A 13,969-nucleotide genomic window follows, 5' to 3' on the forward strand; every position below is an offset into this window, starting at 1 on the left:
GGCTCAGCTCCCGCTCTTCGCGGCGGAGGACTTGCTGTAGTCGTTGAACTCGTTGGTGTAGAGGTCCGACAGCGTGCCCTGGCCCTTCTTGATGTCGCCCCGCTCGCCCAGCCAGTCGATCCACAACTGGAGTTCCCTGCCGGTGATCCGGCCCGCCGTCTCGGCGACGCCGTAGGACCGCCAGAACTTCAGCGGTGCGGTGTCCTCGTTGCGGCCGCGCTTCTTCACGATCTCCGTCATCCGGTCGACGACCTCGTCGTGCGGAGTGGAACGGGACCACTCGATGGCCCGCCCCACGGCGGTGACGAAGGTCCGGGCCGTGTCGGGGTTCTGCTTCAGGAAGCGGTCCGTCATCACGTACGTGCCGGCGCTGAACGCGCCGAGCAACTGGTAGTCCGTGAACAGTGGGCGGATGCCGCCAGTCTCCAGTGCCTTGTCGCGCAGGATGCCGCCGAGTACGGCCACGTCGATCTGCTTCTGGCGCAGGGATTGCTCGGTGTTGACCGGGGGCACCACGAGCGGCTCGACCTTGTCGATGTCCGTCTGGGACAGACCGCCTCGCTGAAGGTAGATGTCGAGCATGGCCTCGGCGTGGGCTCCGAGGGTGTTCATCCCGACCTTCTTGCCGATCAGGTCCCGGGCCGAGCGGAGCGGGCTGTCCTTGAGGACGTAGAAGCCGTTGTAGGCGTACTTGTCGGCGCCGTAGTAACTGATGACGGCCTTGATGGGAGCGTTGTTGGCGGCCAGCTTGACGACCGCGCCGTTGAAAGCGCCGCCGAAGTCGACCTGCCCCGTGGCCGCGGACTGGATGTCCTGCGGTCCGCTGATCGTGTTGCCGACCCACTTCAGCTTCACGTCCTCCAGATAGCCGAGATCCTCGGCCAGTTCGGGCAACGTGACCTGACCGGCCCAGCCCTGGTATTTCAGCGTCTTGGTCTGGTCCTTGGCGGACGGTGTTCCGGACGCGGTCGTGCCGCAGCTCGCCGACACCGCCGAAAGACCGAGCAGGGTGAGGAAGTGACGTCGGGTCGATGCCCTGGTGGCCATGGCAGGTTCCTGTTCGGGAAACGGGGAAAGGAAAGGGCAGACGTCGAACGGCGGAGAAGAGGCCTCAGTAGAAATGACTATGGCGAGGGCCGACGTCTGTCGAAAAGGCAGCGGCTTGCGTAGAAGCCGACTGTGAAGTGGAGCGAGGGGGAGCTGTGCCTGTCAGTGAGTGCGGCGACCGACGGCACAGATGGCGCTGGCCTGACGTCGCAGATCGACGTGCAGGCGCGCGGCGAGGGTCTCGGACTTGCTCACAGCACGAGAGTTGCAGCGAAATCCGGCCAGGTCAATGTCGCTTGCGTATGCGTCTTATGTTCTCAACAGTCCGACATGCCAATGAAGCGCGGCGTTCACAATTCTCTGGACGGGGGTGGCGTGGTGACTGCCGTTTGTGTCGCCACCGCCGTCAGCGCAGAGATTGCACGGCGTAGAGGGCACCGAGGGCGGTGGCCAGGGCGCCGAGCAGGAGACGCAGTGCCGTTTCGGGCAGCCGAGGTTGCAGGTGTGCCCCGAGGTAGCCGCCGATCAGTCCGCCGAGGCCGCAGGCCAGACCGAGGTACCAGTCAGGGGCGATGTCACCGGAGCCCGTCAGGGACAGCAGCGCGAAGGCCGCGGCCCCGGTCACGGAGGTGGTGAACGTGGAGGCGAGGGCGGCTGGTGCCACGCGGGCGACGGGCATACCCCGGCCGACCAGTATGGGGCCGAGGATGGATCCGCCGCCGATCCCGTAGATCCCGCCGACGACCCCGACGACTAGGGCCATTCCGGTGATGGCCCGGGGTGAGGGTTCCGCAGCCCGGGTCGGCCGGGCGGGCCGGAGGGTGCGTCCGATGAGCCACAGGCCCAGTGGCATCAGCAGAGCGGCGACCAGGAGGCGGAAGACGGTGGCCCCCGGGACGGCGAAGACCCGTAGCACTGCGCCGATGACCACCCCGGGCAGCGTGCCGGTCACCAGGCGCCGCGTCAGCGGACCGTACAGCAGGCCCTCGCGGCGGTAGCGCAGCAGGGCGCCGGGCCCGGCCACCACGTTGAACAGCAGATTGGTGGGCGTGATGGCCGGGCTGGGCACCCCGAGGACGCTCAACTGCACGGGGAGCAGGAACACCGCACCCGATACCCCCACGGGCGCGGTCACCACCGCTATGAGCAGGCCGACCGCCAGCCCGGCCAGCCCTGTGGACCATGTCACGGCGGGCCTCCGCTTGGAATGTCCGGCCGGTATCGTCGCCGTGGTCCCTGTTGCCGGCCCACAGGGCTGCTGAGCACCCCGGTAGCGAGGGGTCCTGGCAGCAGGTCGGTCCGCTCAGGCATGGGCGGGACTGCGGAATCGATCTCCGGAGTCGGTCTCCCCGATCGTCCCCGCCTCCCGGTCAGGCGGGCAGGACGAACGGAGGATGGGCGCCGTTGAGGAAGTACTCCCCGACATCGCGGAGCCGGTGGGCGACGGGCTCGTACAGGGCGTGGGTTCGGGCATTGCGCCAGAACCGGTCGAAGCCCAGCCGCGTGGAGGTGGAGCGGGCGCCGATGATGTCGAGGGCGCGGGTGGTGGACTCCTGTGCTGCTCTGGCCGCGGCTGTTTCGGCCATGGCCACGAGGGCGGAGATGTCCGCGCATTCGTCGTAGGTGAGGTCTTCGCCGCGTTCAAGGCCGCCTCGCACGGCTTCCAGTGCTTGATCGGTGAGTGCGGACACGGAGCGGGTGAGGACGGCGAGTTCTCCGTAGGCGGTCTGCACCTGCGGGTCGTGCGGGGTACCGGCCGGCCAGGCGGGGTGCCAGGGTGCGTGGCCCGTCCTGCTGTACTCACGGGCTTCCAAGAGCACGCCCTCGGCCACGCCGAGAAGGAGCTGGGCGGAGAAGAGACGCCCGACCGGGGATGCCAGGGCGGCCCGGGGCGACAGCAGGTCCTCGTCCGCGGACAGGGAGCCGAGCACGTCGTCGGCACCCACCGGTACGTCGTCGAACTCCACGCTGCCGCCAGCCGCGAGCCGCTGGCCGAAGGTGTCGGCATCGCCGTCGATCACCACACCGTGACGGGCGGGATCCACCACGACGGCGAGCGGTTCACCCGTGTCCTCCCGCACGGCGCGCACGGCGAGACGGTCGGCGATCAGGACCCCGGTGGTGTAGCTCTGCCGACCGTTGAGCACCAGTCCCTTGGAGGTCCTGGCCAGCATCAGAGGCGGCTCCTGACGCGCGAATCCGCCGCCCCAGCACCACTGTTCGGCTGCGGACCGCTCTTCTGTCTGCGCGGCGAGTGCGGGCCTGGCGAAGAACCGGGCGCTCCACGACAGGAAGTAGTGACAGCCGAGCAGCTGACCGATCGCGCCGTCGGCCGCGGCGATCTCCCGGACGACGGCGTAGGCCGTGGGCCAGTCCGCGCCGCCTGACTGGGACTCGGCCGGCGTCAGGAGCGTCAGCAGTCCCGCCTCGCGCAGCCGGGACACCTCGTCGATCGGGGCCTTGCCCGCCTGCTCCCTGGCCACCGCGTCCGTGGCCAAGTCGTCCGCCGCCTCGCGGGCCACGCGCAGCCAGTGCGCTTGGCCGGGCCCGGTCCGGTCGGACAGCGAGGCGGGGTGGGAGGGCGCGGAGGCAGGGCCCATGGAAGTGATCTCCTCAAAGTCGGTCGTAGAGCGCGGCGTTGGAGCTCTCCTGCTGGTCGGGCACGTACTTGTAGCCCACGCGCCGGACGGTGACGATGCGGTGCCGGTGAGTTTCGCCCAGCTTGCGGCGCAGGCGGGCGATGTGGACATCCACGGTGCGGCCGTCGCCGATGTGGTCGTAGCCCCAGACGGCGGCCACCAGCCGATCACGCGTGTGCACGTGGTGGGGATGGTGAACGAGATGCGCCAGCAGCTCGAACTCCAGGTAGGTGAGGTCGAGTTCACGTCCGTCGACCGCGGCGACATGCCGCGCCGGATCGATGCGGACGACGTCGTCCGCCGTCCGCCGGACAGGGGCCGAGCCTGCGGCGGCGACCGGTCGGATCTCCGGCCGCGGCCTGTCCTTGGCGAAGAGCTCGGTGGGATCGGTGCCCTCGGGGACGAGCACGAGGTAGCCGACGAGCGGCGCGGAAGTGCGTCCCTGGGTGTCTCTGCGAGCGGAATCGCCCACCAGGCGAAGACGGGGCGTGCCGGAGAGGAGCGGATCGTGTGGGGTGGCCTGGGTCGGAAGTGCCGTGGTCATGGCGGTTGTCCCTCAGGAGTGTGTCGGGCCATCAGGCGCAGTGGGTGAATTCGCCGGATCGCCTGGGAAGGGGGAAGCGGAGCGGCACGGGCGAAGGTGCGAGCCGTGTGCCTTACGAGCGGCAGCAGGCGGCACTGACGACGTGACCAAAGTCGACATGCCGACGACGAACGAGTCGTTGCTGCTTACGGGACATGTTCATCATCCTGTGCACCCCCGACGGACGCAGTCAAGGCTTCCCTAGTAATCCAATAGGAAAAGTAGGGAAGGTCTCACACTCTGAGAGGTCGGCCGTCCACCGGAGACGTAGCCGTCTCAGCCTCGGTGGCGCTCAGGGCAAGCAGGAGCGCGCGGGCGACCGCGTCGTTCTGGCGGAACGCCGGCGCGTTGGTGCGGGGGCGGGCGAATGCGGCGACGGCCCGGCTGTTGGTGGGGGCGCCAAGGGCGATGCGGCGGGGGTGGGGCTGTCGAGGGACGGGGCGAGGACGTGGCCGTCCGTGGGGGAGACGGCGAGCAGGCCGGAACGGTGTGTGTGGGTGGGGTCGGCAATGACCTCCTCGGCGAGTGCGCCTTCCCGGTACAGGCCTCGCAGGAGTGGGTCCTCGGTGTGGGCCAGGGAGGGGCCCGGCAGGTACGCCTCGATCAGGGCCGTGGCGTGGGTGGTGTGGGCGGACACGGTGGGGCTGGTCGCGGTGAAGGTGCCGCTCGTCTCGTCGGTGGCGATGCGGATACCCGCCCCCGGGAAGTGGACGATGCCGGCCCGGGACAGCGCGAGGAGTTGGCGCAGGCGGAAGCCGGGCGGACCGGAGGCGAGGAAGCTGAAGAAGCCGTGCCACCAGCCGTCGAGGTCGTCGGCGACCGAGCGGGCGGTGAGCCGGCCGGAGGCGACGAGGCGGGGCAGTTGGCCGTAGACGGAGAGCAGTTCCCGGCCCTCGTCGCTGATCTTCGCCCCGGAACGCTTCCGCTCCAGCAGGTCCACGCCGAGTTCGCGCTCCAGGTTGCGTACGGTCTCGCTGAGCGCGGGCTGGGACAGGTGCGTTTCTTCTGCGGCGCGCCGCAGCAACCCCGACCGCGTGACGGCAGCGATGTATTCGAGCTGTTCGATACGCACGGCTAGGAGACTGCCGCTCACCGCGCGCCGCGTTCAAGGGAATCCCTGTCACAGCCTCGTGAATACCGACTCTCAGCATGTGAAATGACATCCGGGCATTCTTGACCGGCCGGCCCCCCCGCTGCTTTGATCGAAGGCATGAAGCGACAGGACCTCACGCGGCGACGCCACGTCGACCTCGCGCGTGTCTCCAGCTCCTGCTGTCGCTGTCGGGTCTGAGCGCACCCGAGGTAAACCCTCGAACCTGCGCCGGTACCCCCTTCCCGGATTCCACTGCCGGTCTTTTTCGTGGTGATTTCTGCCGTCCCGGGAACGTCGTCGCCGCACGCCTGAATCCCGATCACTGAACACGTTTCCCTGTCACCGCACGCGCCTTATCGCATGCGCATTCCCGCCAGGAGTTCCCCATGCCCGTACCGCCCGGACCCGACCCCGTCCGCTTCGCCTACTGGGTGCCCAACGTCAGCGGCGGCCTGGTCACCAGCACCATCGAGCAGCGCACCGACTGGAGCTACGACTACAACCGCGAACTGGCCGTGCTGGCCGAGAACAACGGCTTCGACTACGCCCTCAGCCAGGTCCGCTACATGGCCAGCTACGGCGCCGAGTACCAGCACGAGTCGACCAGCTTCAGCCTCGCCCTGCTGCTCGCCACCGAGCGGCTGAAGGTCATCGCCGCCGTCCACCCCGGCCTGTGGCACCCGGGCGTCCTCGCCAAGCTCGGCGCCACCGCGGACCACCTGTCGAACGGCCGCTTCGCCGTCAACGTCGTCAGCGCCTGGTTCAAGGGCGAGTTCACGGCCCTCGGCGAGCCCTGGCTGGAGCACGACGAGCGCTACCGCCGCGCGGAGGAGTTCATCACCGCCCTGCGCCAGATCTGGACCGAGGATCACACCGAACTCGCCGGTGACTTCTACCGGTTGCGCGACTTCTCCCTCAAGCCCAAGCCGCTGAACACCCCCGAGCGTCCGCACCCGGAGATCTTCCAGGGCGGCAACTCCACCGCCGCCCGAACCATGGCGGGCCGCGTCTCCGACTGGTACTTCAGCAACGGCAAGGACTTCGACGGCGTCACCGAGCAGATCGAAGACGTCCGCGCCGCCGCCGCCCAAGCGGGTCGCACAGCACCGAAGTTCGGACTCAACGGCTTCCTCATCGCCCGCGACACCGAGACCGAGGCCCGCGACACGCTCCGCGAGATCGTCGCCAAGGCCGACACCCCGGCCGTCCACGGCTTCCGCGACGCCGTCCAGCAGGCCGGGCAGTCCACCGCCGACGGCAAGGGCATGTGGCAGGACTCCGGCTTCGAAGACCTCGTCCAGTACAACGACGGCTTCCGTACGGGCCTGATCGGCACGCCCGAGCAGATCGCCGAGCGGATCGTCGCCTACAAGCGGCTCGGCGTCGACCTCTTCCTCCTCGGCTTCCTGCACTACCACGAGGAGGTCGAGTACTTCGGCAAGCGGGTGCTGCCCCTCGTACGCGAACTGGAGGCCCGGCAGTTCGAGCCGGAGCCCGTCACCGCCCGTGCCTGAGCGCACGCCCCGAACCCTCCCCCCCACCCGAGACCGAAAGGGTCCCACCATGAGCACCGCCGCACCGGCCGACTGGAAGACCGCCCCCGACCCGACCGACGCCGCCGGCTGGATCGCCCGCGCCGCCGAGGCCGCAGCCGTCCTCGCCTCCGACGCCGCCGCCCGGGACAAGGCCGCCGCCACCCCGTACGCGGAGGTCCGGCTGCTGAAGGAGTCCGGCCTGGTCACCCTCCTCGGCCCCGTCGAGCACGGCGGCGCGGGCCAGGACTGGCCCACCGCCTACCGCGTCGTCCGCGAGGTCGCCAAGGCGGACGGCTCCATCGGCCAGCTGCTCGGCTACCACTACCTGTGGAACTGGGCCGCCCGGCTGGTCGGCACCCGCGAACAGTGGGAGCACGTCGAGGCCGAGGCCGCCCGCAACCAGTGGTTCTTCGGCGGCGCGGTCAACCCGCGCGACGAGGACGTGGTGGTGAAGGACGAGGGCGACACGCTCACCTTCACCGGTCGCAAGTCCTTCTCCACCGGCAGCAAGGTCTCCGACGTCACCGTGCTGGAAGGCGTCCTGGACGGCACCGACGACCACGTCTTCGCCATCGTCCCGTCCGACAGCGAGGGCCTGACCTTCCACGACGACTGGGACAACATCGGCCAGCGCCTCACCGAGAGCGGCGGCGTCACCCTCGACGCCGTACGCGTCCCCTGGTCGGCCGCGGCGGGTTAGGTGGACAAGCGGTTCCGGCCGCGCCTCTACAACACCCTCAACGTGCCGACCATCCAGCTCGTCTTCGTCAGCTTCTACCTCGGCATCGCCGCCGGAGCGCTGGAGACCGCCGCCACCTACACCCGTACCAAGTCACGGCCCTGGCTGCACGGCGGCCATGAGCACGCCGTCGACGAGCCGTACGTCATCGACATCTACGGCGACCTCACCGCCCAGCTGTGGGCCGTCGAGGCTCTGGCCGACGCCGTGGCCGCCGAGGGTCAGAAGCTGCACGACGACCCGGACGCGGTCACCGAACAGGCCCGGGGCGAGTTCGAGGTCCGGGTGGCCGCGGTGAAGGCCCGCGCCACCGAAGTGGCCCTGGACATCACCAACCGCATCTTCGAGGTGACCGGGGCGCGTGCCACCGCCTCCGCGGAAGGCCTCGACCGCTTCTGGCGCAACATCCGCACCCACACGCTCCACGACCCCGTCGCCTACAAGCGCCGCGAGGTCGGCCGCCATGTCCTCACCGGCGAACTGCCGCAGCCCACGTGGTACTCCTGAAAGGTCCTCGCATGGCCACCATCCTCTCCGTCTCCGGCAGTCCCTCCGCCACCTCCCGCACCGCCCGGCTGCTGCGCCATCTGGACGACCGGCTCGCGGCCCAGGGCCACGAGGTGATCCCGTTCGACGTCCGCACGCTGCCGGCCGAGGCCCTGCTGCACGCCGACTTCGGGCACCCCGCGATCGTCGAGGCCACCGCCCTGGTCGAGCGCGCGGACGGCATCGTCATCGGGACCCCCGTCTACAAGGCCGCCTACTCCGGGCTGCTGAAGTCGCTGCTCGACCTCCTCCCGCAGTACGCCCTGGCGGGCAAGACCGTGCTGCCCCTGGCCACGGGCGGCTCCACCGCCCACGTCCTGGCCATCGACTACGCCCTGCGTCCGGTCCTCGCCTCCATGGGACCCGCGCACATCACGCCGGGCTGGTTCACGCTCGACAAGGACATCACGGTCGGCGACGACGGCTCGCTGATCGTCGCGCCCGCCTCGGCCGAGGCGCTGGCCCAGGTCACGGACCAGTTCTCGCTCGCGCTGGACGGCCGGACGACGCTGCTGGCGGCCACCGGATGAGCGCCCCGGCCCTGATCGGCGGCGACGGCGAGGCTCTCGCCGCCGCCGCCGAGCTGGCCGCGGAATTCCGCAAGGGAGCCGCGGAGCGGGACGCGGTCCGCCGACTGCCGTACGCGGAGCTGGAGCGGTTGTCCGCCTCCGGGCTGCTCGCCGTGACGGTGCCCGCGGAGTTCGGCGGCGCGGACGTCCGTACGGAGACACTCGCCGAGATGTTCCGGCTGCTGGCCTCGGCCGACGCGAGCCTCGCCCAGATCCCGCAGAGCCACTTCGTGTACGTGGGCGTGCTGCGCCGGCAGGGGACGCAGGAACAACAGGAGTTTTTCTTCGGCGAGGTGCTGCGCGGGAAGCGGTTCGGCAACGCTCAGTCCGAGGCGGGTACCAGCCATGTACAGGACATCCGGACGCGGCTCGCGCGGGGCCCCGACGGGTCGTACGTCCTCGACGGCGTCAAGCACTACTCCACCGGCGCCCTGTTCGCCGACTGGATCCCCGTCCTCGCCCGCGCCGACGACGACAACCTGCACGTGGCGTACGTACCGAGCGACGCGCCCGGCCTCACGGTCGTGGACGACTGGGACGGCATGGGGCAGCGCACCACCGCCAGCGGAACCGTCCGCCTGGAGTCGGTGCCCGTGCCCGCCGACCGGGTCGTGCCGCACCACCTCACCTTCCAGGGGCCCCAGCTCCACGGCGCCGTCGCCCAGTTGCTGCACGCCGCCGTCGACGCCGGGATCGCCCACGGCGCGCTGGCCGAGGCAGTGGACTTTGTCCGCACCAAGAGCCGCCCCTGGTTCGAGAGCGTCGCCGAAGGACACGAGAGCGCCACCGAGGACCCCCTGCTGATCCAGCGCTTCGGCGAACTGGCGATCCGGGTACGGGCCGCCGACGCGCTGCTCTCCACCGCGGCGCGGTCCGTGGACGCCGCCCGCGCCGACCTGACCGACGACTCGGCCGCCGCGGCCTCGATCGCGGTGGCCGCGGCCAAGGTGACCGCCGCCGAGGCCGCCGTGGAAATCGGCAGCGCCCTCTTCGAGGTCTCCGGCACCCGCTCCGCGCTCGACTCCCTGGGCCTGCACCGCCACTGGCGCGACGCCCGCACCCACACCCTGCACGACCCGGCCCGCTGGAAGGTCCAGCACATCGGCCGCTACGTCCTGAACGGCACCCAGCCGCCGCGCCACGGTCTGCTGTAACGGACGATCCCGATCGGAGAGCCCGCATGTCCCTCACCTTTCACTGGTTCCTGCCCACCAACGGCGACAGCCGCCACGTCGTCGGCGGCGGCCACGGCACGCCCGCCACGGAGTCCGGGCGCGACCGGCCCCCGACGGTCGCCTACCTGAGCCAGATCGCCCGCGCCGCCGAGGACCTGGGTTTCACCGGCGCGCTCACCCCCACCGGAGCCTGGTGCGAGGACGCATGGCTGACCACCGCCATGGTCAGCCAGAACACCGAGCACCTGAAGTTCCTGGTGGCCTTCCGGCCCGGCTTCGTCTCCCCGACACTCGCCGCGCAGATGGCGTCCACCTTCCAGCGGCAGACCGGGGGACGGCTGCTGCTCAATGTCGTCACGGGCGGGGAGAGCCAGGAGCAGCGTGGCTACGGCGACTTCCTCGACAAGGACGCCCGGTACCGCCGTACCGGTGAGTTTCTCCAGGTCGTACGGGAGTTGTGGCAGGGCAGGACCGTCGACCTGGTCGGCGAGCACCTCCAGGTCGAGGGCGCCGGGCTGGCCCGGGTGCCCGACCCGGTTCCGGAGGTGTACTTCGGTGGCTCCTCGCCGATCGCCGGTGAGATCGCCGCCCGGCACGCCGACGTCTACCTCACCTGGGGCGAGCCGCCCGCCCAGGTCGCCGGGAAGATCGCGTGGATCCGGGCGCTGGCCGAGAAGGAGGGCCGGAGCATCCGCTGCGGTATCCGGCTGCACGTCATCACCCGCGACACCGCCGAGCAGGCCTGGGCCGAGGCGAACCGGCTGCTGGACGGCTTCGACCCGGAGACTGTGAAATCGGTGCAGGCCGGGCTCGCCCGCAGCGAGTCCGAGGGCCAGCGTCGCATGCTCGCCTTGCACGGCGGCGGCAGTCGCGAGCGCCTCGAGATCCACCCCAACTTGTGGGCCGGCATCGGCCTGGTGCGCGGCGGCGCAGGCACCGCCCTGGTCGGCAGCCACGACGAGGTCGCCGAGCGGATCAAGGAGTACCACACCGTGGGGATCGAGGAGTTCATCTTCTCCGGCTACCCGCACCTGGAGGAGGCGTACTGGTTCGGCGAGGGCGTCCTGCCGAGGCTCCAGGCCCAAGGCCTGTGGCAGCACCCCTTCGGCAAGCAGGCCGCCCCCTCGGCGCAGATCCCCTTCGCGGGCGCCGCAAGCCCACGCTGAACCACGTGAACGTCGACGACGCCGAGGCGGTCCCCGCAGGCACCCGCCCCGGCGTCGTCGGCCAGCGCACGGACGCATTCCCGGCGTGTTTTCCCGTGCCGTCACAGTGCCCGGGCCGCATAGGCCCTGACGTCCGCGTCCGGGTCCGTCGTCGCCGTGGCCAGGGCCACTCGTGCGTCCTCGGTGGCACCGTGCCGGATCAGTGCCGTCACGGCGGCCTTGCGGACGTCGGCGTTCGGGTCGGCGAGGGACTTGGCGAGGGCAGGTACGGCGAGGCCGGGAGCCGCCAGGGACAGGGCGGTGGTGGCGCCGGCCCGCACCTGCCAGGCGGGGTCCGACAGGGCTGCCTCCGCGCGGGCGGCCAGTGGTGCCGGGCAGCCGGTCGTGCCCAGTGCTTCGTAGGCGGCCGCACGCACCAGGGCGTCGGAATCGTCGATGAGCCCGGCGAGGGCGGAGAGGACCATGTCGGGTCCGGGGCCGTCCGACGTGATGCCGTCGGGCTGTCCCGCGGTCACGGTGGCCAGGGCCTTGGCGATGGTGACGCGGACCTCGCGGGAGGGGTCGGCGGTTGCCGCGCGGGCCAGTTCTCCGGCGGCGTCGACCGACACGAGTGCTCGCACGGCCGCGATGCGAACGGCGATGTCGGAGTCCGACAGGGAGGCCGTGAACAGCCCGGTGTCACCGAGGCGCAGGACGTGCAGAGCATCCAGTGCGGCGGCACGGACGACGGGGTCGGCCTCGGACAGGGCGGCCGCGAGGCCGTCGCGCAGGGCCGGTTCGGGGGCGAGCGTCTCGACCAGTTCGCGCAGTGAGGCGGCTGCGGTGGCGCGGACGCCGGCGTCGGTGTCGGCGAGCGCCGCCGCCAGTGCGGGGCCGGTGCCCGGCGGCACCGTCTCCGTCAGGACCGTGACGGCCGTTCGGCGGACGGTGGGCTCGGGGTCGGTCAGATAGGGGGTCAGTGCGGAGAGCGGGGGCTCGTCCTCCGCGAGGGAGAGCAGTTCGAGCAGGCGCGGTGTGGCCGGCGTGTCCGTGTCGGTACCGGGGCGGGCGGTCGTATCGGTCAGGGCGGGCTCCTCCCGTATCGCCGCCGGCGCCGCTTCCCGGGCCCCGGCGGTCGCCACCTGTTCCGGGTGGACCTCGCCGAGATGACGGGAGGGTCCGCCGGCCGGCCTGAACTCGTCGACCGGGACGAGATAGGGAGCCACGGGACGTGCCGTGAACTCCATCGCCCCCGCGGGGGACTTACGCAGATCGAGGTGGTGGAACCAGGACGCGTCGTCACGACGCGGATGGTCGAGACGGTCGTGGTAGAGGCCCCAGCGGGACTCGGTGCGGGCCAGGGAGGCCCGGGCGGCCATCTCCGCGCAGTCACGGATGAAGCTCACCTCCGCGCAGCGCATCAGCTCGTGCGGAGTGCGGGCGCCCATCGCGGCGATGTCGGCGCGCATCCGCTCGAACGCCTCCACGGCCAGCGACAGCCGGGCGCCGGACTTCGGCGGAGCCACGTAGTCGTTCACGAAGCGGCGCAGCTTGTACTCGACCTGGGGCTGCGGCGGGCCGTCGGGATTGCGCAGCGGGCGGTAGACAAGCTCGTGCGCCTCCTGGAGCTGGTCGAGGGGCAGCTCCCCTTCGTAGGACGTGTACTGGGACGCGTCCGCCCCCGCCAGATCCCCGAAGACGAACGCGCCGATCATGTAGTTGTGCGGGACACAGGCCAGGTCCCCGGCGGCGTACAGTCGGGGAACGGTCGTACGGGCGTGGTCGTCGACCCGTACGCCCGAGGCCGAGTGGCCGCCGCACAGGCCGATCTCGGAGATGTGCATCTCGATGTCGTGGGTGCGGTAGTCGTGGCCGCGGCCGGAGTGGAACGTGCCGCGCGTCGGGCGTTCCGTCGAGTGCAGGATCGACTCCAGGGCCGAGATCGACTCCTCCGGCAGATGGCTCAGCTTCAGGTAGACCGGACCCCGGTCGCTCGCCACCTCGGCCGCGAACTCGGCCATCATCTGGCCCGACCAGTAGTCGGAGTCGACGAAGCGTTCGCCGTGCCGGTTGACCTGGTAGCCGCCGAAGGGGTTGGCGACGTACGCGCAGGCCGGGCCGTTGTAGTCCTTGATCAGCGGGTTGATCTGGAAGCACTCGATTCCGGTCAGTTCGGCGCCTGCGTGGTAGGCCATCGCGTAGCCGTCACCCGCGTTGGTCGGGTTCTCGTACGTGCCGTACAGGTAGCCGGAGGCGGGCAGGCCAAGCCGTCCGCAGGCGCCGGTCGCGAGGATCACGGCGCCGGCGCGTACGGTGACGAAGGCGCCCGTGCGGGTGTGGAGGCCGACCGCGCCCACAGCCCGGCCCGCTGCGGTGAGCACGCGTACCGGCATCACCCGGTTCTCGATCCGGATCCGCTCGCGCATCTCGCGTCGGCGCAGCTGCCGGTACAGGACCTTCTTGACGTCCTTGCCCTCGGGCATCGGGAGCACGTAGGAGCCGGAGCGGTGGACCCGGCGGACCGCGTACTCGCCGTGCTCGTCCTTCTCGAACTTCACGCCGTAGGACTCCAGCCGCTGCACCATGTCGAAGCCACGGGTGGCGGTCTGGCGGACGGTGGACTGGTCGACGATGCCGTCGTTGGCGCGGGTGATCTCGGCGACGTAGTCGTCGGGCTCGGCACGGCCTGGGATGACCGCGTTGTTGACGCCGTCCATGCCCATGGCGAGCGCGCCGGAGTGGCGGACGTGCGCCTTCTCCAGCAGCAGGACGTCCGCACCGTGCTCTGCTGCGGTCAGGGCGGCCATGGTGCCGGCGGTGCCGCCGCCGATGACGAGGACGTCGCAGGTCACTTCCTCGGCGTCGGTGAGGGCCGGGATCTGCAAGAGGGTGTCCACC

At 70.7% G+C, this 13,969-nt stretch carries 12 protein-coding genes and 1 pseudogene; 6 read left to right on the forward strand and 7 right to left on the reverse strand.

Annotated features, from left to right (window positions below):
* Positions 1-3: 3 nt before the first annotated feature.
* The 6 genes from QRN89_RS35205 to QRN89_RS35225 all read right to left on the reverse strand — a co-directional run bounded on the left by QRN89_RS35205 (position 4) and on the right by QRN89_RS35225 (position 5,341).
* Positions 4-1,047, reverse strand: coding sequence for an ABC transporter substrate-binding protein (locus QRN89_RS35205; protein WP_290353483.1), 1,044 nt, complete (start codon positions 1,045-1,047; stop codon positions 4-6).
* 162 nt (positions 1,048-1,209) lie between these two features.
* Positions 1,210-1,302, reverse strand: coding sequence for a putative leader peptide (locus QRN89_RS35735; RefSeq protein WP_354670109.1), 93 nt, complete (start codon positions 1,300-1,302; stop codon positions 1,210-1,212).
* Between the two features lie 151 nt (positions 1,303-1,453).
* Positions 1,454-2,236 carry a sulfite exporter TauE/SafE family protein gene (locus QRN89_RS35210; protein ID WP_290353484.1) on the reverse strand — a complete coding sequence of 261 codons (783 nt, stop codon included), beginning with the start codon at positions 2,234-2,236 and terminating at the stop codon, positions 1,454-1,456.
* A 181-nt stretch (positions 2,237-2,417) separates the two neighbouring features.
* Entirely contained in the window at positions 2,418-3,647 is a 1,230-nt protein-coding gene (locus tag QRN89_RS35215) for an acyl-CoA dehydrogenase family protein (protein ID WP_290353485.1), read from the reverse strand.
* 13 nt (positions 3,648-3,660) lie between these two features.
* On the reverse strand, positions 3,661-4,230 hold the full coding sequence (locus QRN89_RS35220) for a winged helix-turn-helix domain-containing protein (protein WP_290353486.1): 570 nt from the start codon (positions 4,228-4,230) through the stop codon (positions 3,661-3,663).
* 331 nt (positions 4,231-4,561) lie between these two features.
* Positions 4,562-5,341 (reverse strand): helix-turn-helix domain-containing protein, encoded by a 780-nt coding sequence (locus tag QRN89_RS35225; protein WP_290353487.1) that lies wholly within the window; start codon positions 5,339-5,341, stop codon positions 4,562-4,564.
* Between the two features lie 138 nt (positions 5,342-5,479).
* Here QRN89_RS35225 and QRN89_RS35740 point away from each other — a divergent pair, with 138 nt between their 5' ends.
* The 6 genes and pseudogenes from QRN89_RS35740 to QRN89_RS35250 all read left to right on the forward strand — a co-directional run bounded on the left by QRN89_RS35740 (position 5,480) and on the right by QRN89_RS35250 (position 11,092).
* Entirely contained in the window at positions 5,480-5,560 is an 81-nt protein-coding gene (locus tag QRN89_RS35740) for a putative leader peptide (protein WP_351078001.1), read from the forward strand.
* 188 nt (positions 5,561-5,748) lie between these two features.
* Positions 5,749-6,876, forward strand: a complete 1,128-nt coding sequence (sfnG, locus tag QRN89_RS35230; RefSeq protein ID WP_290353488.1) for a dimethylsulfone monooxygenase SfnG — start codon at positions 5,749-5,751, stop codon at positions 6,874-6,876.
* Between the two features lie 49 nt (positions 6,877-6,925).
* Positions 6,926-8,143: pseudogene (locus QRN89_RS35235) on the forward strand (acyl-CoA dehydrogenase family protein).
* 11 nt (positions 8,144-8,154) lie between these two features.
* On the forward strand, positions 8,155-8,712 hold the full coding sequence (gene ssuE, locus QRN89_RS35240; protein ID WP_290353489.1) for an NADPH-dependent FMN reductase: 558 nt from the start codon (positions 8,155-8,157) through the stop codon (positions 8,710-8,712).
* Positions 8,709-9,905: an SfnB family sulfur acquisition oxidoreductase gene (locus QRN89_RS35245; protein ID WP_290353490.1), complete on the forward strand. Its 1,197-nt coding sequence runs from the start codon at positions 8,709-8,711 to the stop codon at positions 9,903-9,905. Before ssuE ends, QRN89_RS35245 begins: the two co-directional genes overlap by 4 nt.
* A 26-nt stretch (positions 9,906-9,931) precedes the next feature.
* Positions 9,932-11,092, forward strand: a complete 1,161-nt coding sequence (locus QRN89_RS35250; RefSeq protein WP_290353491.1) for an LLM class flavin-dependent oxidoreductase — start codon at positions 9,932-9,934, stop codon at positions 11,090-11,092.
* Positions 11,093-11,193: 101 nt separating this feature from the next.
* On the opposite strand, the gene QRN89_RS35255 is transcribed toward QRN89_RS35250, so the two are convergent.
* Positions 11,194-13,968: a fumarate reductase/succinate dehydrogenase flavoprotein subunit gene (locus QRN89_RS35255; RefSeq protein WP_392858723.1), complete on the reverse strand. Its 2,775-nt coding sequence runs from the start codon at positions 13,966-13,968 to the stop codon at positions 11,194-11,196.
* Position 13,969 lies beyond the last annotated feature (1 nt).

This window comes from Streptomyces sp. HUAS CB01 (genome assembly GCF_030406905.1).
GTDB classification, from domain to species: Bacteria; Actinomycetota; Actinomycetes; order Streptomycetales; family Streptomycetaceae; genus Streptomyces; species Streptomyces chengbuensis.